The 20093-nt window shown below is 65.9% G+C and carries 21 protein-coding genes and 1 pseudogene; 18 read left to right on the forward strand and 4 right to left on the reverse strand.

Annotation, left to right across the window (positions count from 1 at the left end):
• Window positions 1-15 precede the first annotated feature (15 nt).
• A complete protein-coding gene (locus ACQY39_RS08980; RefSeq protein WP_428505410.1) occupies window positions 16-1983 on the forward strand; it encodes a metallophosphoesterase family protein in 1968 nt (655 codons plus the stop codon).
• A gap of 26 nt (window positions 1984-2009) precedes the next feature.
• Here ACQY39_RS08980 and ACQY39_RS08985 read toward each other — a convergent pair whose 3' ends face one another.
• Genes ACQY39_RS08985 through ACQY39_RS08995 form a run of 3 tightly spaced genes read right to left on the reverse strand, consistent with a single transcriptional unit; the run spans window position 2010 to window position 4096 of the window.
• On the reverse strand, window positions 2010-2297 hold the full coding sequence (locus tag ACQY39_RS08985) for a hypothetical protein (protein ID WP_428505412.1): 288 nt from the start codon (window positions 2295-2297) through the stop codon (window positions 2010-2012).
• Window positions 2294-2578: a DUF2164 domain-containing protein gene (locus ACQY39_RS08990; protein ID WP_428505414.1), complete on the reverse strand. Its 285-nt coding sequence runs from the start codon at window positions 2576-2578 to the stop codon at window positions 2294-2296. The genes ACQY39_RS08985 and ACQY39_RS08990 overlap by 4 nt, the downstream gene beginning before the upstream one ends.
• A gap of 18 nt (window positions 2579-2596) precedes the next feature.
• Window positions 2597-4096, reverse strand: coding sequence for a cryptochrome/photolyase family protein (locus ACQY39_RS08995; protein ID WP_428505416.1), 1500 nt, complete (start codon window positions 4094-4096; stop codon window positions 2597-2599).
• Between the two features lie 33 nt (window positions 4097-4129).
• On the opposite strand from ACQY39_RS08995, the gene ACQY39_RS09000 reads away from it, so the two are divergent.
• The 9 genes from ACQY39_RS09000 to ACQY39_RS09040 all read left to right on the forward strand — a co-directional run bounded on the left by ACQY39_RS09000 (window position 4130) and on the right by ACQY39_RS09040 (window position 12448).
• The gene (locus ACQY39_RS09000) at window positions 4130-4708 is read left to right on the forward strand and encodes a YqgE/AlgH family protein (RefSeq protein ID WP_263563572.1); all 579 of its coding nucleotides are present in this window, start codon (window positions 4130-4132) and stop codon (window positions 4706-4708) included.
• Window positions 4705-5136, forward strand: a complete 432-nt coding sequence (gene ruvX, locus ACQY39_RS09005; protein WP_428505419.1) for a Holliday junction resolvase RuvX — start codon at window positions 4705-4707, stop codon at window positions 5134-5136. The genes ACQY39_RS09000 and ruvX overlap by 4 nt, the downstream gene beginning before the upstream one ends.
• Complete coding sequence (pyrR, locus tag ACQY39_RS09010) at window positions 5133-5636, forward strand: bifunctional pyr operon transcriptional regulator/uracil phosphoribosyltransferase PyrR (RefSeq protein WP_428505421.1); 504 nt, start codon at window positions 5133-5135, stop codon at window positions 5634-5636. Before ruvX ends, pyrR begins: the two co-directional genes overlap by 4 nt.
• A gap of 5 nt (window positions 5637-5641) precedes the next feature.
• Window positions 5642-6604 (forward strand): aspartate carbamoyltransferase catalytic subunit, encoded by a 963-nt coding sequence (locus tag ACQY39_RS09015; RefSeq protein ID WP_428505423.1) that lies wholly within the window; start codon window positions 5642-5644, stop codon window positions 6602-6604.
• The gene (locus ACQY39_RS09020; protein WP_428505425.1) at window positions 6601-7914 is read left to right on the forward strand and encodes a dihydroorotase; all 1314 of its coding nucleotides are present in this window, start codon (window positions 6601-6603) and stop codon (window positions 7912-7914) included. The genes ACQY39_RS09015 and ACQY39_RS09020 overlap by 4 nt, the downstream gene beginning before the upstream one ends.
• A 1-nt stretch (window position 7915) precedes the next feature.
• Window positions 7916-8653 (forward strand): lysophospholipid acyltransferase family protein, encoded by a 738-nt coding sequence (locus tag ACQY39_RS09025; protein WP_263517056.1) that lies wholly within the window; start codon window positions 7916-7918, stop codon window positions 8651-8653.
• 47 nt (window positions 8654-8700) lie between these two features.
• Complete coding sequence (locus ACQY39_RS09030) at window positions 8701-10305, forward strand: thymidine phosphorylase family protein (RefSeq protein WP_428505427.1); 1605 nt, start codon at window positions 8701-8703, stop codon at window positions 10303-10305.
• Window positions 10306-10321: 16 nt separating this feature from the next.
• Window positions 10322-11221, forward strand: coding sequence for a ribose-phosphate diphosphokinase (locus tag ACQY39_RS09035; RefSeq protein WP_428505429.1), 900 nt, complete (start codon window positions 10322-10324; stop codon window positions 11219-11221).
• A gap of 75 nt (window positions 11222-11296) precedes the next feature.
• Window positions 11297-12448 carry an HD-GYP domain-containing protein gene (locus ACQY39_RS09040; RefSeq protein ID WP_428505431.1) on the forward strand — a complete coding sequence of 384 codons (1152 nt, stop codon included), beginning with the start codon at window positions 11297-11299 and terminating at the stop codon, window positions 12446-12448.
• A gap of 123 nt (window positions 12449-12571) precedes the next feature.
• Here the strand turns inward: ACQY39_RS09040 and ACQY39_RS09045 are convergent.
• Window positions 12572-12949: pseudogene (locus ACQY39_RS09045) on the reverse strand (2,3-bisphosphoglycerate-dependent phosphoglycerate mutase); the annotation flags it as partial.
• 200 nt (window positions 12950-13149) lie between these two features.
• On the opposite strand from ACQY39_RS09045, the gene ACQY39_RS09050 reads away from it, so the two are divergent.
• The 8 genes from ACQY39_RS09050 to ACQY39_RS09085 all read left to right on the forward strand — a co-directional run bounded on the left by ACQY39_RS09050 (window position 13150) and on the right by ACQY39_RS09085 (window position 20091).
• Complete coding sequence (locus ACQY39_RS09050; RefSeq protein ID WP_428505433.1) at window positions 13150-14382, forward strand: hypothetical protein; 1233 nt, start codon at window positions 13150-13152, stop codon at window positions 14380-14382.
• A gap of 11 nt (window positions 14383-14393) precedes the next feature.
• Window positions 14394-14825: a hypothetical protein gene (locus ACQY39_RS09055; protein ID WP_428505435.1), complete on the forward strand. Its 432-nt coding sequence runs from the start codon at window positions 14394-14396 to the stop codon at window positions 14823-14825.
• A 57-nt stretch (window positions 14826-14882) separates the two neighbouring features.
• Window positions 14883-16397: a methyl-accepting chemotaxis protein gene (locus ACQY39_RS09060; protein ID WP_428505437.1), complete on the forward strand. Its 1515-nt coding sequence runs from the start codon at window positions 14883-14885 to the stop codon at window positions 16395-16397.
• Window positions 16398-16525: 128 nt separating this feature from the next.
• Window positions 16526-16936, forward strand: a complete 411-nt coding sequence (locus ACQY39_RS09065; RefSeq protein ID WP_428505439.1) for a rhodanese-like domain-containing protein — start codon at window positions 16526-16528, stop codon at window positions 16934-16936.
• A gap of 71 nt (window positions 16937-17007) precedes the next feature.
• Window positions 17008-17268, forward strand: a complete 261-nt coding sequence (gene grxC / locus ACQY39_RS09070; RefSeq protein WP_428505441.1) for a glutaredoxin 3 — start codon at window positions 17008-17010, stop codon at window positions 17266-17268.
• Between the two features lie 155 nt (window positions 17269-17423).
• Window positions 17424-17900 (forward strand): protein-export chaperone SecB, encoded by a 477-nt coding sequence (gene secB / locus ACQY39_RS09075; RefSeq protein ID WP_428505443.1) that lies wholly within the window; start codon window positions 17424-17426, stop codon window positions 17898-17900.
• Between the two features lie 163 nt (window positions 17901-18063).
• Window positions 18064-19092, forward strand: coding sequence for an NAD(P)H-dependent glycerol-3-phosphate dehydrogenase (locus tag ACQY39_RS09080; RefSeq protein ID WP_428505445.1), 1029 nt, complete (start codon window positions 18064-18066; stop codon window positions 19090-19092).
• A gap of 3 nt (window positions 19093-19095) precedes the next feature.
• Window positions 19096-20091 (forward strand): Bug family tripartite tricarboxylate transporter substrate binding protein, encoded by a 996-nt coding sequence (locus ACQY39_RS09085; protein ID WP_428505447.1) that lies wholly within the window; start codon window positions 19096-19098, stop codon window positions 20089-20091.
• The last annotated feature ends 2 nt before the right edge of the window (window positions 20092-20093 follow it).

Raw genomic sequence — 20093 nt, forward strand, 5'->3', positions numbered from 1 at the left:
GAGAGCGCCTTGACCATGAAGACATCCCCCACGCCCCGCTTGTTGAGCCGGGCCTTGCTGGCCTGCCTGCCCTTGCTGCCTTTGCTGACGGCCTGCGGCGGTTCCGACGACACCAGCGCCCCGGCACCAGCGCCAGCCCCCGCACCTGCGCCCGCCCCAGCACCGGCCCCGGTGGAAATGAAGGCGCTGAAAGTCGCGGTGCTGCCCGACACCCAGGGCGGTGGCTCTAATACCTCGGTTCATCCGATGCGGGCGCTGCTGGAGCTGTACAAGGAGCAGAAGGTCGATGTGGTGCTGGTGGTCGGCGATCTGGCCGAGAACGGCACGGCGGCCGAGTACCGCCAGTGGCGCGAGGTGGCCGAAGCCTACAAGCCCTTCATGACCTTCCTGCCCATCATGGGCAATCATGACAACAAGGGCATGGACCAGGACTGGCACGACCTGGCCGGCGATTTCATCCCGGCCGATGCCGAGCATATGGCCGGCGCGCGCAACAAGAACTACGCCGTGCTGCGCAAGGGTGTGCTGCTGATCAATGTGTCCTATGGCTGGATGCCTTTTGCCTACGACTTCATCGAGCAGACCATCCTGAAGCACAAGGCGCAGGCCCGCCACATCGTGCTGCAGACTCACAACTCCTTTGTCGGCAACAAGTACGGCCTGCTGCGCGAGCGCATCGTCGAGGGCTACAAGTCGGAGGAGGGCGATGTCGCCTTCAAGGGCGTGTACGAGAAGTACCGCAAGCTGCTCGCTGACCACGACGTGGTCTATGTGTCCGGCCATGAGCATCTGTATGCGCGCAGCCTGATCCGCGACCCGGCGCAGCGCAACTTCATGCAGATCGTCTCCGGCAGCGCCTCCTACAAGGGCTATGAGAATCGCTTCGGCGAGCATGAGCTGGTGCAGAACACGCTGATGCTGAAGGCCCGCACCGAGGCCACCGGCACGCTGGATGTCAACGCCTCCATCCTCGACTTCAAGGACGATGTGCTGGACTTCAAGGCCTGGTATGCCGAGCACAGCGTGATGAAGAACGAGGACGGCCCCAAGGAGCTGGCTCAGCCGAAGTGGCAGCTCTTCGACCGCTTCCGCCGCAGTGCGGCGCGCTGCGAGAAAGTGGTCTACCCGGCCAGCTTCCCCAGCGAAATCCAGCGCAACAACGTCTACGACACCAACTACCGCAGCAGCCCATGCCCGTCGCCGCAGGGCGTGTCAGCACGCGTGCTGGACGGCGAGAACCTCAGCTTCAATCGCCACGACACGCGCAGCCGCACCATGAGCGCCGAGCCGGGCAAGACCGAGGCCGCGAACAGCCGCGAGATGCTGTCGCTGATGCAGCGCTTCATGTTCGTGGCCCATGAGAGCTGGCGCCCGAATCTGAATAACAGCCAGCGCGCCCGCCTGATCAAGGTCGGCACGCCGGACGAGGCGGTCGAGGTGCGCGCCACCACCATCGACCTGAAGAAGCAGCTGATCCTGTCCTGGGAGGCCAAGCTCGAAGGCACCGTGTCCGAGGTCCTGAATGTCAGCGGCACGGCCGGTCAGGGCGGCACTTACATCGACCCTTATGGCCGGCTCAAGGACATCCGTACCAGCACCGGCCTGCCCGGTTCGCTCGGTGACGGCAGCGAGCAAGGCAAGCGCCCGGTGCAGCTGCCGGCCTGGGCCAGCGGCAGCTGGACCCTGGCGGCAGACGGCCAGGGCGATCCCTTTGTGCTGGAATTCGGCCTGCCCAAGGATGGCAAGGCGGAGCAGCTGATGCTGGCCCGCCAGGACCCGGTCAGCGGTGCCTGGCGGCCGGTCGCCACGACCGCCTGCCTGAGCCAGCGCGCTTATGTGCCGGCTTATCTACTCGGCACGCCGCCCGATGTGGCGGCCAGCTGCTCGCTGGTCGAGGGTGTGGCCGGCTATGACACGGCGAAGAAGGCCTTCTGGCTGCGTAGCCCGCGCGAGGGGCGTTTTGCCCTGATCACGCGTCCTTGATCGAGGCTCGGCCTTGCTGTCTGCCCTCAGCCGGTGCGCCGAGGGTGGCGAGCGGCCTGGTCCTCATTGCCGCGCTTGTAGTTGCCGGTGATCTTGGCCATGGCCTGCTGGCCTTGCTCGAAGCTGCCGGTGTTCAGGATGTGCAGCAGGCCGAGGGCTCGGTTGCCGCGCAGCAGGGCCGCCTGGCGGCCGCCGTGCAGCACTTCCAGGCTGCCGTCCTTGCGTTCACGGTGGCTGAAACCCAGATCGAATGGGCGGGTCGGGGCAGGGCTGAAGTCTTCGCCTTCGTCAGCCGGTGCGCTCGGGCCGTTCATGGCTTCTTGCTCCGCGCGCCGGCTTTGCTCTCGTACTTGCGCCAGTACTGGAACTCGTCCTCATGGACTTCGATGTCCAGCTCGGCCACGCGTTGCTGCATGCGCTCTTGCACATCGGCCACCGCCTGGTTGTAGATCAGCGGGCCGATCTCCTCCAGGAAAAAGCCGAGTAGGCCGCCGGCGGCGATATTGCCGATGGGCTCGTCCATGTGGTGCTCGAAGTAACGCTCGATCGAGTGAATCGCTTGTTCGCGGGCGGCTTTGGGGATCTCGATGCTCATCGCGGTTCGTTTTCTTTTTTACTCAATGGCCCGCGATTTGACCACCGCGTAGCGCGCCAGCGTGGCGGCGCGCGCCTCGTCGTGGCGCACGATGGGCGTCGGGTAGTCGCGGCCCAGCACCACGCGGCAGGCCTCCAGCTCCAGCGGCTTGGCCTGCCAGGGTGCGTGGATCAGCTTCGGGGGCAGCTTGGCCAGCTGCGGCAGGTAGCGCTTGATGAACTTGCCCTCGGGGTCGAACTTTTCGCTCTGCGTGACCGGATTGAAGATGCGGAAGTAGGGCTGAGCGTCGCAGCCGCTGGACGAGGCCCATTGCCAGCCGCCGTTGTTGGCGGCGAGGTCGAAGTCCAGCAGCTTTTCGGCGAAGTAGGCCTCGCCGCGCTGCCAGGCGATGCCTAAATCCTTGATCAGGAAGCAGGCCGTCACCATGCGCAGGCGGTTGTGCATATAGCCGCTCTGGTTCAGCTGCAGCATGGCGGCGTCGACCAGGGGGTAGCCGGTTCGGCCTTCGCACCAGGCCTTGAACAGGTGATCGGCCGCCGGGCCGCTGTCCCAGGTGATCGCGTCGTACTCGGGCCGGAAGGCCCGCACCATGGCATGTGGGTGGTGGTGCATGACCTGGTGGTAGAAATCGCGCCAGATCAGCTCGGAGAGCCAGACCTCGGCGCCGCGGTCGCCGCCCTGGGCACGCTGCCAGGCCTCGCGCGCCAGGCGCCGGATGGAGATGGTGCCGAAGCGCAGGTGCAGACTCAGGTAGCTGGGGCCCTTGACGGCGGGGAAGTTGCGCGAGGCCTCGTACTGGTCCATGCGGTCCAGAAACTCCTCGAACAAGGCCTCGGCGCCCGAAGCGCCAGCGCCCAAATGCGCGCTCAGGTCCGTGGGCTCAAAACCGATCTCGGCTAGGCTGGGCACACCGCGGGCCAGGGCCGTGGGGGCCAGGGCCGCCGCGTGGCGGGCCACCGGGTAGCTGCTCAGATAGAAGTCATTGATCTGGCGCAGCCAGGCGTTCTTGTAAGGCGTGAACACACCGTAGGGCTTGCCGGTGCCGGTCAGCACCTCGCTGCGCTCGAACACCACATGGTCCTTGAAGCTGCGCAGCTGGCAGCTGAAGCTGGCCAGGGCTTCGGCCACCTGGGCGTCGCGGGCCAGGGCGGCGGGCTCGTCGTCGTGGTTGCAGAACACGGCCTGCACTTCCAGCTCGGCCGCCAGGCGCGGGATCTCCTCGCCTGCCCAGCCATGGCGCACGATCAGGCCGCCGCCGGGGCAGAGCGCGCGCAGGCCGGCGTCCAGCTCGACCAGGCTGCGCAGGATGAAATCAACCCGGCGGTCGCTGCGGGGCAGGGCGTCAAGGATGTCGCGGTCCAGCACGAACACGCAGAAAACCTGGTCCGCGGTCCGCAAGGCCCGGTACAGGGCGGCCTGGTCGTCCACACGCAGGTCGCGGCGGAACCAGACCAGGGCGCGTGGCACGCGGCGGGACGGGGCGGGGCTTTGATCAGAGGCATTTATTGAGCGCGTCATCCCGATAGTGTCGCCCGCGAATAAAATGCTTGCATGCCTCAAGATCGGATCGTCCTCGCCAACCAGTTCCTGATCGCCATGCCGGGCATGGCCGACGAGGCCTTCGCGGGCAGCGTCATCTACCTCTGCGAACACAATGAAAAAGGGGCGCTGGGCCTGGTCATCAACAAGCCCATCTCCCTGACCCTCGGTCATCTGTTCGAGAAAGTCGAGCTGAGCCCACCCAGCGATGAGCTGGCCGCCTCCACCGTTTACTACGGTGGCCCGGTGCAGACCGAGCGCGGTTTCGTGCTGCACGAGCCCTTGGACGCTGAGGGCAAGCACTACAACGCCACCCTGGCCGTTCCCGGCGGCCTGGAAATGACCACCAGCCGAGATGTGCTGGAGGCCTTGTCCAACGGCGCCGGCCCGCGCCGCGTGCTGGTCACCCTGGGCTACAGCGGCTGGGCCGCCGGCCAGCTGGAAGAAGAAATCGGCCGCAACGGCTGGCTGACGGTGGACGCCGAACCCAACATCATCTTTGATACCCCGGTGGAGCAGCGCTACGAGCGTGCGCTCGGCCTGCTGGGCGTGGACCCGCGCATGCTGAGCCAAGAGGCCGGCCACGCATGACCGCGCCGGCCCCAGCGACCCCCATTCCCGCACCGGCCGCCGCCGCCGTGCAGACGGCCCTGGCCTTTGACTACGGCAGTCGCCGCGTCGGTGTGGCCTATGGCAGCCGCTTCACCGGCCAGGCCGAGCCGCTGCGCCACATCGCCGTCGAAGGCGAGGCGCGCATGCAGGCGATCGAGAAGCTGGTGCGTGAATGGCAGCCCCAGGCCCTGGTCATCGGCGTGCCCTTCCACCCCGACGGTGCAGAACACGAGATCACCGCCCGCGCGCGCAAATTTGGTCGCCAACTCAAGAGCCGCCTGCGCCTGCCCGTCTTCGAGGTGGACGAGCGCTACACCAGCGTCGAGGCCGAGAGCCGGGGCGCGCGCGATGTCGATTCGGCCGCGGCCGCCCTGATTCTTGAACAGTTTTTCAGAGAGAACACATGAGCACTTTGCTACTGGATGCCGAGGCGATCTATGCCGATCTGCTGCGCGGCGTGCAAAAACTCTGGCAGCCCGAGGCGGCGCTGGTGGGCATCTGGTCGGGCGGCGCCTGGCTGGCCGAGCGGCTGCAGCGCGATCTGGGCCTGGCCGGTCAGGCCGGCGTGATCTCCAGCTCCCTGCACCGGGATGACTTCGGCTCCAAAGGCATGTCAGCCAAGGCCGACCACACCAAGCTGCCCTTCGAGGTGGAAGGCCGCCACATCGTCTTGATCGACGATGTGCTCTACACCGGCCGCACCACGCGTGCCGTGATCAACGAGCTCTTCGATTTCGGCCGCCCGGCCAGCGTCACGCTGGCGGTGCTGGTGGACCGTGGCGGGCGTCAGCTGCCGATCGAGCCGGCCTTCTCGGCCGCGCGCGTGCACCTGCCGGCCGAACAGCGCCTGCGCCTGGCCAAGAGCGAGGACGGTGGTCGTTTCAGTTTTGATGTCAAGGAAGGCTGAACGCCATGCTCTCCAAACGCAACCCCCAGCTGAACAAGCACGGTGAGCTGGTTCACCTCTTGTCCATCGAAGGCCTGCCCCAGGCCATCATTCACCAGATCCTGGATACGGCCGGCACTTTCCTCTCGGTCAACGACCGCGAGGTTAAGAAGGTGCCGCTGCTGCGCGGCAAGTCGGTGTTCAATCTGTTCTTCGAGAACAGCACCCGCACCCGCACCACCTTCGAGATCGCGGCCAAGCGCCTGTCGGCCGATGTGCTGAACCTCGACATCGCCCGCTCCAGCACCGCCAAGGGCGAGACCCTGCTGGACACGGTGGCCAATCTCTCGGCCATGCATGCCGATATGTTCGTGGTGCGCCACAGCGAATCGGGCGCGCCCTACCTGATCGCCCAGCATTGCGCGCCCCATGTGCATGTGGTCAACGCCGGTGACGGGCGCCACGCGCATCCGACGCAAGGCTTGCTCGATATGTACACGATCAGGCACTACAAGAAGGACTTCCGCAATCTGACCGTGGCCATCGTCGGCGACATCGTGCACTCGCGCGTGGCCCGCTCGGACATCCACGCGCTGAACATCCTGGGCGTGCCCGAGATCCGCGCCGTCGGCCCCAAGACCCTGGTGCCGGGCGACCTCAAAGACATGGGCGTGCGTGTCTGCCACGACATGGCCGAGGGTGTGCAGGGTGCCGACGTCATCATCATGCTGCGCCTGCAGAACGAGCGCATGAGCGGCGCCATGCTGCCCAGCGCTGGCGAGTTCTTCAAGAACTTCGGCCTGACGCCCGAGAAGCTGGCGCTGGCCAAGCCCGACGCCATCGTCATGCACCCGGGCCCGATCAACCGGGGCGTTGAAATCGCCTCCACCGTGGCCGATGGCGCGCAAAGCGTAATCCTGCCGCAGGTGACCTTCGGCATCGCCGTGCGCATGGCCGTGATGTCCATCTTGGCAGGAAACGAAGCATGAAGATCTTGATCAAAGGCGGTCGACTGATCGACCCGACCAGCGGCCTGGACCGCATCGGCGACCTGGCCATCGCCAACGGCCGCATCGTCGGCCTCGGCGATGTCGGTGAGTTTTCGGCCGAGCGCGTCATCGAGGCCGGCGGCCTGGTGGTGGCGCCGGGCCTGGTGGACCTGGCGGCGCGCCTGCGCGAGCCCGGCCATGAACACGAAGGCATGCTCGAGAGCGAGCTGGCCGCGGCAGCGGCCGGTGGCGTGACCAGCCTGGTCTGCCCGCCCGACACCGACCCGGTGCTGGATGAGCCCGGCCTGGTCGAGATGCTCAAGTTCCGCGCCCGCAAGCTCAGCCGCTGCCGTTTGTTCCCGCTGGGCGCACTGACGACCCATTTGAGCGGTGAGTCGCTGACCGAAATGGCCGAGCTGACCGAGGCCGGCTGCATCGGCTTCTCGCAGGCCGACAGGCCCGTTCGCGACACCCTGGTGCTGGCCCGCGCCCTGCTGTATGCGGCCACCTATGACTACACCGTCTGGCTGCGTCCGCTCGATGCCTACCTGTCCGGTGGCGTGGCCGCCAGCGGCGCGGTGGCGACCCGCCTGGGCCTGTCCGGCGAGCCGGTGACGGCCGAGACCGTGGCCTTGCATACCATCTTCGAGCTGATGCGCTCGACCGGCGCCCGCGTCCACCTGTGCCGCATCTCCAGCGCTGCCGGCGTGGCCCTGGTGCGTGCGGCCAAGCAGGAAGGCCTCAAGCTCACGGCCGATGTGTCCATCAACTCCCTGCACCTCAGTGATGTGGACATCGGCTACTTCAACCCGGCCATGCGCCTGAACCCGCCGCTGCGCCAGGGCCGCGACCGCGACGCCCTGCGCGCCGGTCTGGCCGACGGCACACTGGACGCGCTGGTGTCCGACCACATGCCCGTCGCCCCTGACGAGAAGAACGTGCCCTTTGCCGAAGCCACGCCCGGCGCCACCGGCCTGGAGCTGCTCTTGAGCCTGGCCCTGCGCTGGGGTCAGGACAGTGGCCTGTCGATGGCGCAAAGCCTGGGCGTGGTCACGGCCGCGCCGGTGCGCGTGCTGGGCAGCGCCCTGGGCTCACTGGGCGCCAGCGCCGGCCGCCTGGTCGAGGGCGGCGTGGCCGATGTCTGCGTCTTCGACCCGGCAGCCAGCTGGGCGGTCACGCCCGAGCGCCTGAGCAGCCAGGGCAAGCACACGCCGTTTGCCTACGAGATCAGCGGCTTCGAGCTGCCGGCTCAGGTGCGCTACACGGTGGTGGCCGGCCATATGGCCTTCGAAGCTGAGGCTGCCCGCTGAGATGCGAAATCTGCTCGCTGCTTGGCGCTTGCTGCGCTTTGTCCTGCATGTGCTGCACGGGCTTTTGATGATCAAGCTGCTGTTCCCGAGCCTGAGCTTGGGGCAGCGCCACCACCGCATCCGTTGGTGGTCCGGCAAGATGCTGGCGCTGATGGGCGTGCGCCTGGAGTTCAAGGGCCAGGCCCGGCCGGGTGCCAAGTTGATCGTCGCCAACCATGTGTCTTGGCTGGACATCGCCGCGGTACATGCGGTGCTGCCCGAGGCGCGCTTTGTCTCCAAGGCCGATGTCAAGCATTGGCCGGTGGTGGGCGCGCTGACGGCGGGCGTGGGCACCTTGTTCATCGAACGCACCAGCAAGCGTGACGCGCTGCGTGTGGTGCACCAGATGGCCGATGCGCTCAAGGCCGGCGACACCGTGGCTGTGTTTCCCGAGGGCACAACTGGGGCCGGCCCAGAGCTGCTGCCTTTCCACGGCAACCTCTTGCAGGCTGCCATTGCCACCGAGACGGTGATCCAGCCCTTGGCGCTGCGCTGGTATGAGCCGGGCGAGCGCTTCAGCAGCTCGGCCCGATTCATCGGCGACACCACCATGATCGCCAGCCTCTGGACTGTGCTCAAGGCACGCGGCGTGGGCATCGAGATCCAGATCCTGCCGGCGCTGGAGAGTGCGCACGCCGACCGCCGCGCCCTGGCCGAGCATGTGCGCGAGCAGATCGCCGAGGCCCTGGCTGCGAATTGAAACAAGTGCCCGACGGGCAGGGCGGTCTCGTCCGTTACAGTGTCCGAATGAGCGCGACCCCGGTTCCCAAGAGCTCGCTGCCCAAGAGCTCGCTGTCCATCCGCCGTGTCGGCATCGACACCTGGCGCGAGAACGTGGCTTATCTGCACCGGGACTGTCCGGTGGTTCGTGCCGCCGGTTTTCAGGCCCTGTCCAAGGTCGAGATCCACACCAACAACGGTCAGGGCCCGCGCAGCATCCTGGCCGTGCTCAATGTGGTGGACGACGAGCGCATCGTCAGCGCCTGTGATCTGGGCTTGAGCGAAGAAGCCTTTGCCCGCCTGGGGGTGGTCGATGGCCATGCGGCGACGATCGCCCATGCCGAGCCACCCGGCTCCATCGCCGCCTTGCACCGCAAGATCGATGGAGAACGCTTGGGCCGCCAGGATCTGGCCGCCATCATCCGTGACGTGGCACAAGCGCGTTACTCCAAGATCGAGCTGGCTGCCTTTGTCGTGGCCACCAAACAGTACGAGCTGGACCGCGAAGAGGTCTTGCACCTGACCGAGGCCATGATCGCCGTCGGCCGACGTCTGGACTGGAAAGGCCAGGTCGGCGCCGGCCCGGTGGTGGACAAGCATTGCATCGGCGGCATCCCGGGCAACCGCACCTCCATGTTGGTCGTGCCCATCGTCGCCGCCCACGGCATGCTCTGCCCCAAGACCAGCTCGCGCGCCATCACCTCGCCCTCAGGCACGGCCGACACCATGGAGGTGTTGGCGAATGTGGAGCTCGGTTTCGAGCGCATGGTCGAGATCGTGCGCGCCACCCGCGCTTGCCTGGCCTGGGGCGGCACGGCCGATCTCTCGCCGGCCGATGACATCCTGATTTCGGTCGAGCGGCCGCTGTCCATCGACTCGCCGGGGCAGATGGTGGCCTCCATCCTGTCCAAGAAGATTGCAGCCGGCTCCACCCATCTGGTGCTGGACATTCCGGTGGGCCCGAGCGCCAAGGTTCGCTCCATGGTCGAGGCGCAGCGGCTCAAAAAGTTGTTCGAATACGTGGCCGGCCATCTGCGCCTGCAGATCGATGTGGTGCTCAGCGATGGCCGCCAGCCGATCGGCCGCGGCATCGGCCCGGTGCTGGAGGCGCTGGATGTGATGCAGGTGCTGCAATGCGACCCGGCCGCGCCGCAGGACCTGCGGCAGAAGGCCTTGCGCCTGGCCGGGCGCATGATCGAGTTCGACCCCGATGTGCGCGGCGGTGAGGGCGACGCGATCGCCCGCGACATCCTGGACAGTGGCCGCGCCCTGGCGCAGATGAATGCCATCATCGATGCCCAAGGTCGGCGCGTGGCAGCTCCTGGGGTTGGCGCGCTCAGCTTTGAGGTGCTGGCGCCCCATGAGGGCCACATCATCGCCATCGACAATTTGCGCATTGCCCGGGTCGCGCGCCTGGCCGGTGCGCCGCAGGTGGCGGGCGCCGGCCTGCTGCTGCTCAAACGCCTGGGCGAGCCGGTGAAAGCCGGCGAGCCGCTCTATCGCATTCACGCCCAATTCGAAGCCGATCTGCAGTTTGCCCGCGAGCTGGCCGAAAAAGGGTCGGGCTGTCAGATCGGCCGGCTCGACCAGCTGCCGCATGAATTTGCCAGCGGCTCTTTGTTTTCAATCTGAAAGTGCTTCGCCATCCATGAGCGATCTTCTGCATTCCCGGGCTCTGCTGCTGGCTTTCGAAGACGAGCGCCCGCTGGCGCAGGAGCTGGCCCAGGCCCTGGGCCTGCCGCTGGCCTTCATCAGCCGCCACCGCTTCCCGGACGGTGAGCTGCGCCTGGTCTTGCCCAAGCCCTTGCCGCCCACGGTCTTCCTCTTGCGCGGCCTGCAGCAGCCCAATGAAAAATTGGTCGAGCTCTTGATCGCCGCGCCGACCGCGCGCGAGCTGGGCGCCGACCGTCTGGTGCTGGTGGCGCCTTATCTGGCGTACATGCGCCAGGACATGGAGTTCACGCCCGGCGAGGCGGTCAGCCAACGCCACATCGCCCGATTGCTGGCCCAGCAGTTCAACCATGTGATCACCCTGGACCCGCATCTGCACCGCATTGCCAGCCTCGATGAGGTGATGCCGGCCGGTGCCGGCTTTGCGCTTTCGGTGGCGCCGGTGCTGGGTGCCTGGATTGCCGCGCATGTGCCGGGCGCGCTGCTGATCGGGCCCGATGAAGAGTCGGCGCAATGGGTCAGCGAGGCCGCCGCCGCTGGAGGCTTGGACCATGCGATCGGCCGCAAGGTGCGCCATGGCGACCATCAGGTCGAGCTGGCTTTGCCGCAGCTGGAGGTGAGCGGCCGGGCCGTTGTGTTGCTGGACGATATGGCCTCGACCGGCCGTACCTTGATCGGCGCGGCCCAAGGCCTGCTGGCCCGGGGCGCGGCCTCGGTCGATGTGGCCGTGACCCATGCCTTGTTCAACGGCGATGCCTTGCCGGCCCTGCAGGCTGCGGGCGTGCGGCATGTCTGGAGCAGCAACAGCGTGCCGCATGGCAGCAACGCGGTCAGCATCGTGCCCTTGCTGGCCGGTGTGTTGAGGCGCTGGTTGTGAGCTGAAGCTGAGTCCTGCTGGCTCGCAGGATCGAGCCCGACTGTCTTTCTTCTTCACGAGGAGTGGCTGAGCGCGATGCAATTGCTGAAGTTGGTGGCTGAGCAGGTCCAAGTGGCCGTGCCCTTGCCCTTCAATGTGCGCGACGCCTCGGGCGGTCTCTTGCTGGCCTGTGGCCAGAAGCTGCACAGCCAGGTCCAGCTGCTGTCCTTGCTGGAGCGCGGCATGTATGCCGATGTGCAGGAGCTGCGTGCCCTGCAGGCCGGTCAGGAAATACCGACCGAAGCCCCCTCGCTGGCCTCGCGTTGGCAGCAGGCGGTCTGGTCGCTCGACGTGATGCTCAAGACCTTGTCGGATGCCGAGCATTTTCTGAGCAGCTGCGACGAGGTGACCACCGAGCTGATCACGCTGGCAAGGCAGGACGGCGATGTCGCGCTTTACCAGTCGGTGCGCCAGGAAAACCAGCAGCTTCGCCTCTACGGCCTCACGCATTCCCTGCACGTGGCCACCCTTTGCCTGATGGTGGCGCAACGCCTGGGCTGGCCCGAGGAGCGGCAGCGCTGCGCCGTCAAGGCGGCGCTGACCATGAACGCCAGCATCATCGAATTGCAGGGCCGCTATGCCATGGCCGGCGGGCGCCTGACCGAGAGCCAGCGTGAGCAGATCCGCCGCCATCCCGAGGATGCCACCAAGCGTCTGCGTGCCGCGGGCACGGCCGATGAGGAATGGTTGATCGCCGTGGCCCAGCACCATGAGCAGCCCGGGGGGCGCGGTTACCCGCGCGGTCTGACCGAGGTGGAGGAGCTGGCGCGCCTGCTGCGTCTGGTTGATGTCTTCATGGCCAAGATCAGCGCTCGCACCAACCGCCCGGCCATGGACATCAAGCTTGCTGCGCGCCAGACCTACGAGGGCGCGCCTGGGGATGCCATGGTGGCGGCCCTGATCAAGGAGTTCGGCATGTACCCGCCGGGGGAGTTGCTGCGCCTGGCCAGCGGTGAGCTGGCCGTGGTGGTGCGGCGCGGTGCCAGCCTGCAATGCCCGGTGGTCATGACCTTGGTCGACGCCCAGGGCAAGGCCTGCTCCGAGCCTATGTGTCGCGATACATCGCGGCCCGAGCACGCGGTGGCGGCCGTGGTGCCCGACAAGAGCCTGCTGGCGCGTTTGCCCAGTGAACGGCTCTACGGCCTTTACGGTCTGCACGGGCTGGACGCACTCAACCCCCTGCACTGAGGCGAGCCAGGCCGGGTAGGGGTGAATCAGAGGAGGGCGCGGAACCCCCGGGGGTCAGGCCTTGCCCTGGCTGGCCGAAGTCGCCGCCTAGCTTGATCGCCGGGGCCGCGCTGCCTTACCAGAAGGGCAGCATGCGGGCGGCGGTGTGTCGTAGCGGCGGCGCCAGACCAGCAATTGCTCGTCGCCGTACTGCTTTGCGATGTCTGCCTTGTTCAGGCCTAGCAAGGAGCCCTCATGGCGCTCCTTGAGGCGCCAGCTGTGGACAACCGGCAACCAAATGCGATTCATTTGATCCAAACAATGCCAAAGCGTCCAAACCGCACGCTTGAACATCGAGGTGTAAGCCACGCCAAAGACCAGGCCTGCATCCTTGATCAGTCGGTCGGCCTGTTTGGCCTGCTTAACACCGGTGAGGGTCAGGTCAATATCGGTCCAGCCGGTGAAGCGGTTTTCGAGGTTTCAGGTGGATTCTCCATGGCGAATGAGCACGCGGTTGTCCATGGACTTTGCTTGATAGGGCCGCCCGATTCGGGCTGCCGGAGTTTTCTGGACCTGAAGTCGCAAGCCATGTTTCACGCTTGCTTGCGTTTTGCACTCAAGTCTGTGGCGCCGGAACCGACAACGTCTGTACAGACTTGGGCGTTGGGCGCACATTTGTGCGGCCCCGTCAGTTTTTTTAGCTGTTCATTAAGGAGACATTCATGAGAATTGGAACTGCTGTGTTCCTGACGCCAGTGGCCCTGGCTCTACTCACTTTGACCGGCGCTGCGCGAGCACAGGCGGCCAGTGACTCTGCGTTTTCCTTCTCGGGTTTTGGCACGCTGGGCTTGGTCAAGTCCAGCTCTGACACCGGCAAGTACGCTCTGTACGGCCAACCGCGCGGTGCCGACACGTCGGTCACCGGCGAAGTGGACAGCAAACTTGGCCTGCAGGTCACTGCTCGCGCCAACGCCATGTTCTCCGGCACCGTGCAGGTGCTGACCAAGCAGGACGGCAAGGGCAAGTTCACACCGGCCTTGGAGTGGGCCTTTGTCAAGGCACAAGTCTCGCCGAATCTGGCCCTGCGACTCGGCCGCATGGGCGGCCCCTTCTTCGCTGTGTCGGACTTCCGAGATGTTGGCTTCGCCAACACCTGGCTGCGCCCCCCGCAGGATGTCTATGGCCAAGTGCCGGTCAGCCACTTTGATGGTGCTGATCTGAGCTATCAGACCACCCTCGGCTCGGCCACCGTGACTGCTCAGTTGTACGGCGGCAAGTCCTCGAACTATGTCACCAGCAACAAAGTCGAACTGGACAAGGTCATGGGCATCAACGCCACGGTCGAACTCGACGGTGGCCTGACCTTGCGCTTCGGCCATGTCGACAGCAAGCTGACAGTTCACAGCAGCACCTTGGCGGGCATCGTCGGCGCACTGCGCAACCCGGCGCTGGCTGGCCTGAGCCCGACTTTTGCAGCCCTGGGCAATCAGCTGGACGGCACCGACAAGAAGGCCACCTTCACCGGTATCGGCGCCAGCTACGACCAAGGCAATTGGCTGGCCAATTTTGAGTACACCCAGCGCCGTACCGACTCCTATGTGTCAGACACCAACGGCTGGTACTTGACCGTGGGCCATCGCTTCGGCAAGTTCACGCCCTACCTGACGATGTCCGAGCTCAAAGTGGTTGATGCCAACGCGGTCAACAACATCCCTGCGCCAACGCCGCAGTTGGCCGGCCTGAAAGCGGGCGTCAATCTGGTGCTGGCCGGTCAGGCCATCAGCCAGAAAACCGGGGCCTTGGGCTTGCGTTGGGACGCCTATCGCAACATCGCCGTCAAGGCGCAGTTCGAGCGCATTTCGCCCAAGACTCAGGGCTTGTTCCTGGTGCCGACCAACGGCACGATGGTCGGTAAAACCAACATCTACAGCATCGCTGTGGACACGGTGTTCTGAAGGGGCCGATCATGAAACAACTCAAGCAAATTCAGGCTGGCGCGGCGCTCGTGCTTTTGTGCGCTTTGCCCTTGGCTCAGGCCCAGGTGGCCGTGATCGTCAACCCGAAGAACGCAGCCGCCACCATGACGGCCGACCAAGTCTCCAGCATCTTCCTGGGTAAATCCAACACCTTGCCTAGTGGTGCCGCGGCGGCTGCCGTGGACCTGCCAGAAAGTGCGGCGACACGCGATCAGTTCTACAGCAAGGTCACGGGCAAACAGGCGCCGCAGGTCAAGGCCGCCTGGTCGCGCCTGGTGTTCTCGGGCAAGGCGACGCCGCCCAAGGAACTGGCTTCGGCCGCTGAAGTGAAGAAGTTCGTGGCTGCCAATCCCGATGCCATCGGCTATATCGAGAAATCCGCCGTTGACGGCAGCGTCAAGGTGGTCTTGAGCGTAGACTGATTTCACGCTCAACCCTGGTGCGCCGATGGGCTGGGCGCACATGCACTGGAGGTTCGAATGAATGTAAAGACCAGAATCTGGCTCTTGCCTGTGTTTGCTGCACTGATCTTCGCCATCGGCATTGCCGTGGTCTGGGCCTTCTCGGCCCGGACCTCGTCAGCCATCAGTGCCGTCGGCAGCGTGCACTACCCGTATGTTGACGCGACGACGCAACTGGCCGCCCAGCTGGAAGCCTTGGGCGCCACCATCCAGAGTGCGGTGGCTGAAGGCGAGAAAAAGCGTCTGGACGAGGCCAAGGAACGCGCTGCCAGCATCCAAAAGTTGCTGGCGGCGATTGCCAAGATTGAAGGCAAAGCCGAAACAGGTGCCAAGCTGAAGAAGGGTTTTGACGCCTACTTTGCTGCCTCGGTTGATACGGCGGAGCTGTTCCTGGGGATCAAGCAAGGCGATCAAGCCGGTGCGATTCCCAAGATGCAATCGGCATTGAAGGCGCTGGAAACCGAGGTCAAGGCGGCGCGCGTGGAAGCCAGCGAGGGCTTCGACAGCGGACTGCACAAGGCCGAGGGCGGTGTGTCCGCCAGCTTGCTGGCAATCTTCGTCAGCGGCCTGGTTGTGGTGGTGTCGCTCGGTGTCGGTTCGTTCCTGGTGATCGGCAGCGTCTGGCGTCAGCTGGGCGGTGAGCCTGAGTACGCCCGCGATGTGATGCGTCAGATGGCCGATGGCGATCTGTCTCAAGACATCCTGGTGGCGCCCGGGTCCGAGGGCAGCTTGCTGGACGCCGTGCGCGCCATGTCGCAAGGCTTGGCCGCTATCGTCAGCGATGTGCGCATGGGCACGGACTCGATGTCGGTGGCCTCGCGTGAAATCGCAGTCGGCAACCATGACCTCTCGGTGCGCACCGAGAAGCAGGCGACGTCGCTGGAACAGACCTCGGGCAATATGCAGACCCTGACCGATACCGTGCGGCAGAGCGCCGATGCGGCCGCCCAGGCCAACCAGCTGGCGGGTTCCGCTGCCACGGTGGCACGCAAGGGTGGTGAGGTGGTCAGCCAAGTGGTCTCCACCATGGAAGAGATCAACACCAGCTCCAAGAAGATCAACGACATCATCGGCGTCATCGATGGCATCGCTTTCCAGACCAATATCTTGGCGCTGAATGCTGCCGTGGAAGCGGCGCGTGCCGGCGAGCAGGGCCGTGGCTTTGCCGTGGTGGCCAGCGAAGTGCGCTCCCTGGCGCAGCGCTCGGCCGAAGCGGCCAAGGAGATCAAGTCCTTGATCGGCGCCAGTGTCGACCGGGTTGAGTCGGGCAGCCGCTTGGTGCGCGATGCCGGTGCCACCATGACCGAGATCGTGGCCAGCGTGCAGCGGGTGTCGGACATCATCGGTGAGGTCACGGCCGCCTCGGGTGAGCAAAGCCAGGGCATCGGCTTGGTCAACCAGTCGGTGGTGCAGCTCGACCAGATGACGCAGCAAAATGCGGCGCTGGTGGAAGAAGCCGCAGCGGCGGCCAGCAGCCTGGAGCAACAAGCCCAGGCACTGCAGGCCGCAGTCGCGACCTTCAAACTGCGCTGATCGAGCCCGGCGGCGCACTCGCCGCCAACCCGGGCCCACGAGGGTCTTCAGGCCCGCCGCTGCTGAGCACCGGCGGGCTTTCTATAATCAGAGTCTTCTTTTCACGGACGCCTCACGGACGCAGCCCTTTGAACTTCTTGCTCGACAACTGGATTTTGGTCTTGGCCGCGCTGACGTCTGGCGGCCTTTTGCTCTGGCCCACGGTGGCTCAGGGCGCGCAAGGTGCGGCCGTCAACACGGCGGAGGCGGTGCGTTTGCTGAACCGCGAGAAGGCCGTGGTGATCGACGTCTGCGAACCGGCCGAGTTCGCCGCCGGCCATGTCGCCGGTGCTCGCAACGTTCCTCTGGCGGCGCTGGAGGGTCACAAGAGCCTGCCCAGCAACAAGACCCTGCCCCTGGTCGTGGTCTGCCAGAGTGGTGCCCGCGCTGCCCGCGCCGCGGCACAGCTGCGCAAGCTCGGCTACGAAAAAGCCCAGCCTTTGTCTGGCGGTTTGAGCGCCTGGCGCGAGGCGAATCTGCCGGTCGAGAAGGCCGCTTGAGTTTGGCGTGCGGCAGTCGGGTCAAGGTACCTGAGTCGAGTCAGCTTCCCTAGTTTTTCGAGGAATGGGCCATGAGCCACGTCAAGATGTACACCACCCTGGTCTGCCCCTACTGTGTGCGGGCCAAGGCCTTGCTCAAGCAGCGCGGTGTTGAGCAGATCGAGGAAATTCGAATCGACCAGAACCCGGCCGAGCGCGACGCCATGGTGGCGCTGACCGGTCGCCGCACCGTGCCGCAGATCTTCATCGGCAGCACCCATGTTGGTGGTTGCGATGATCTGATCGCGCTCGACCAACGCGGCGGTCTGCAGGCCTTGCTGCAAGCGGCCTGAGCGGGCCTCGCTTTGCGGGAATGGGCTTGGCGCTCGACCGCTGCTTTTCAAGAGCGGGCAGACCCCCACAGACTGAAATATTCGCTGCGCCATAATCGGCGCCGCTGCCCGCAGCACCGACGCTGGCGGGCCTTTACTTTTTTGGGAAACCTATCATGGCCGAAGAGAACAACACCCCCGTCTTCCAGATTCAGCGCATGTACCTGAAGGATCTGTCGCTGGAACAGCCCAATGCGCCGCAGATCCTGCTGGAGCAGACCCAGCCCCAGGTCGACATCAACCTGGCCCTGGCCGCCGAGCCTGTGGTCGAAGGCATCTTCGAGGTGTCGGTCACCGCCACCGTCACGACCAAGGTCGGCGACAAGACCTTGTTCCTGATCGAGGCCAAGCAAGCCGGTATCTTCGAGATCCGCAATGTGCCTCAGGAACAGACCGAAGGCATCCTGGGCATCGTCTGCCCGCAGATGATTTACCCCTATCTGCGCGCTGTCGTGTCGGACGTCTGCACCCGTGCTGGCTTCCCGCCGGTGCTGCTGACCGAAGTCAACTTCCAGGCCATGTTTGAAGCTCAGCAGGCCGCGCGCGACGCTGCTGCCGGTGGCGATGCCGCCGTGGCACCGACGCTGAACTGAGCGTCTGGGCGGCGTTGAGTCGCTGGCCCAGAGGGCCCGCGGCTCGCGGCGACCGCCTTGGATTCACGACGCCCCCGCTGGTCGACGGCCGGGGCGTTTTGCATGGTTCAAGCAGAATCGGCCAGAAGGCCTAGAGCGCATGTTTGAGGATTAAGCTGCAGCCATGAAGATCAGTATTCTTGGTGCCGGAGCCTGGGGCACGGCTTTGGCGGTGCAGGCCGCTGCCCGTCATGAGGTGGTGTTGTGGGCGCGCGATGCGGCGGCTGTGGCCGTTATGCAGGCCGAGCGCTGCAACCGGGCCTATCTGCCCGACACCCGGCTGCCGGACGCCTTGCAATTGGAGGCCGATCTGGCGCGTGCCGTGGCCCACGCTTGCGAGGGCGAAGTGCCGGGGCTGGTCGTGGTCGCCACGCCCATGGCCGGGCTGCGCGCCATGCTGGCTTCGCTGCCCGACGGCGCTCAGGTGCTCTGGCTGTGCAAAGGGTTTGAGGCCGGCACTGGCCTGCTTGGTCATGAGATTGCCCGCGCCGTGCAGCCGCGCCTGCGCGTCGGCATTCTGTCCGGGCCCAGCTTTGCACAGGAAGTGGCGGCCGGTCAGCCGACTGCCTTGGTGGCCGCCAGCGAGGACGAGGCTCTGGCCCAGGCGGCTGTCGCGGCTTTCCACAGCGAGCGCCTGCGCGTCTACACCTCGGCCGATCCGTTCGGCGTTGAGGTCGGCGGCGCGGTCAAGAACGTGATGGCGATTGCCGTCGGTGCGGCCGACGGCCTGCGCTTGCGCGCCGAGGCGAGCGGCCAATTGCTTGACGCCCCCGGGCTCAATGCCCGTGCGGCCCTGATCACCCGCGGCTTGGCCGAAATGCTGCGCCTGGGTTTGGCGCTGGGTGCGCGCGCTGAGACCTTCATGGGCTTGTCGGGCATGGGTGATCTGGTGCTCACCGCCACCGGCGATCTGTCGCGCAACCGCCGGGTCGGCCTGCTGCTGGCCGATGGCCTGCCGCTGGCGCAGATCCTGCGTGATCTCGGCCATGTGGCCGAAGGTGTCTACAGCGCGCCAACGGTGCTGGCTCGCGCCAGCGCCAAGGGCGTGGACATGCCCATCACCGAGGCGGTGGTGGCGGTTCTGGAAGGGCGTCTGAGTCCCGTCGATGCGGTGGACCTGCTGATGGGCCGCGAGGCCAGGGCAGAGCACTGAGCGATGGCCGCCGCCCAGGATCTCAATTCGCGCCGACGCTGGCTGCTGGCCTTGGCCGGTTTGTTTGCCTCAAAGGCCGCCTCGGCGGCTGAGCCGGTTTGGCCTGCGGCCCGACCGATCAAGCAGATCGTGCCCTTTCCCGCCGGCAGCTCTCCCGACCTGGTGGCTCGCTGGCTGGCCGAGCCGCTGGCGGCGGCCTTGGGGCAGGTGGTGTTGATCGACAACCGACCCGGTGCCGGCGGCAATATCGGCACCGGCTTGGCCACCCAGGCTGCAGCCGATGGCTACACCTTGCTGCTGACCATCCAGGGCCCCCTGGTCACGGCGCCCCTGCTCAATCCCAAGCTGCCCTACGATCCGCTGCGTGATCTGCGGCCGATCGGCCTGGTTGCCAGCTCGCCCAATGTGCTGGTGCTGGGTGCTGGCGTGGCCGCCCGCGATTGCGCTGATTTTGTTCGTCAGGCCCGGGCCCAGCGCGGGGCCTGGAATTACGGCAGCGTCGGCAATGGCAGTGCCTCGCACCTGGCCATGGAGTCATTCAAGGCGCGCAGCGCTTTGGCCATGACCCATGTGCCCTATGCCGGCTTTCCGCAGGTGCTCAATGCCTTGCTCAGTGGCGAGTTGCAGGCGGCCTTCATGGTGCCAGGTCTTGCCATGGCGCAGGTGCGTGCCGGGAAGCTGCAGGCGCTGGCCGTCAGCAGCCTGGGGCGGGTGGCGGCATTGCCGGAGCTGCCGACCTTGGTCGAGCTGGGCTACCCGGGCTTTGAGGCCATTTCCTGGCAGGCCTTGATGGCGCCGGCGCGCACGCCGAATGCCGTTGTCGAGCGCCTGTTGGCCGAGTTGCTGCGCATCTGTCGCAGCGAGTCCTTCCGCAGCAAACTCCTGGGCTTGTACTTCAGTGCCCTGGGTACTGCACCTGAGGGCGCGCTTAATCTGATGCGTTCCGACCGCCAGCACTGGGCTCAGGTGATCAAGGCCGCAGGCGTGCGCGGCGACTGAGC

Source organism: Roseateles sp., from assembly GCF_965262435.1.
Lineage (GTDB): Bacteria > Pseudomonadota > Gammaproteobacteria > Burkholderiales > Burkholderiaceae_C > Paucibacter_A.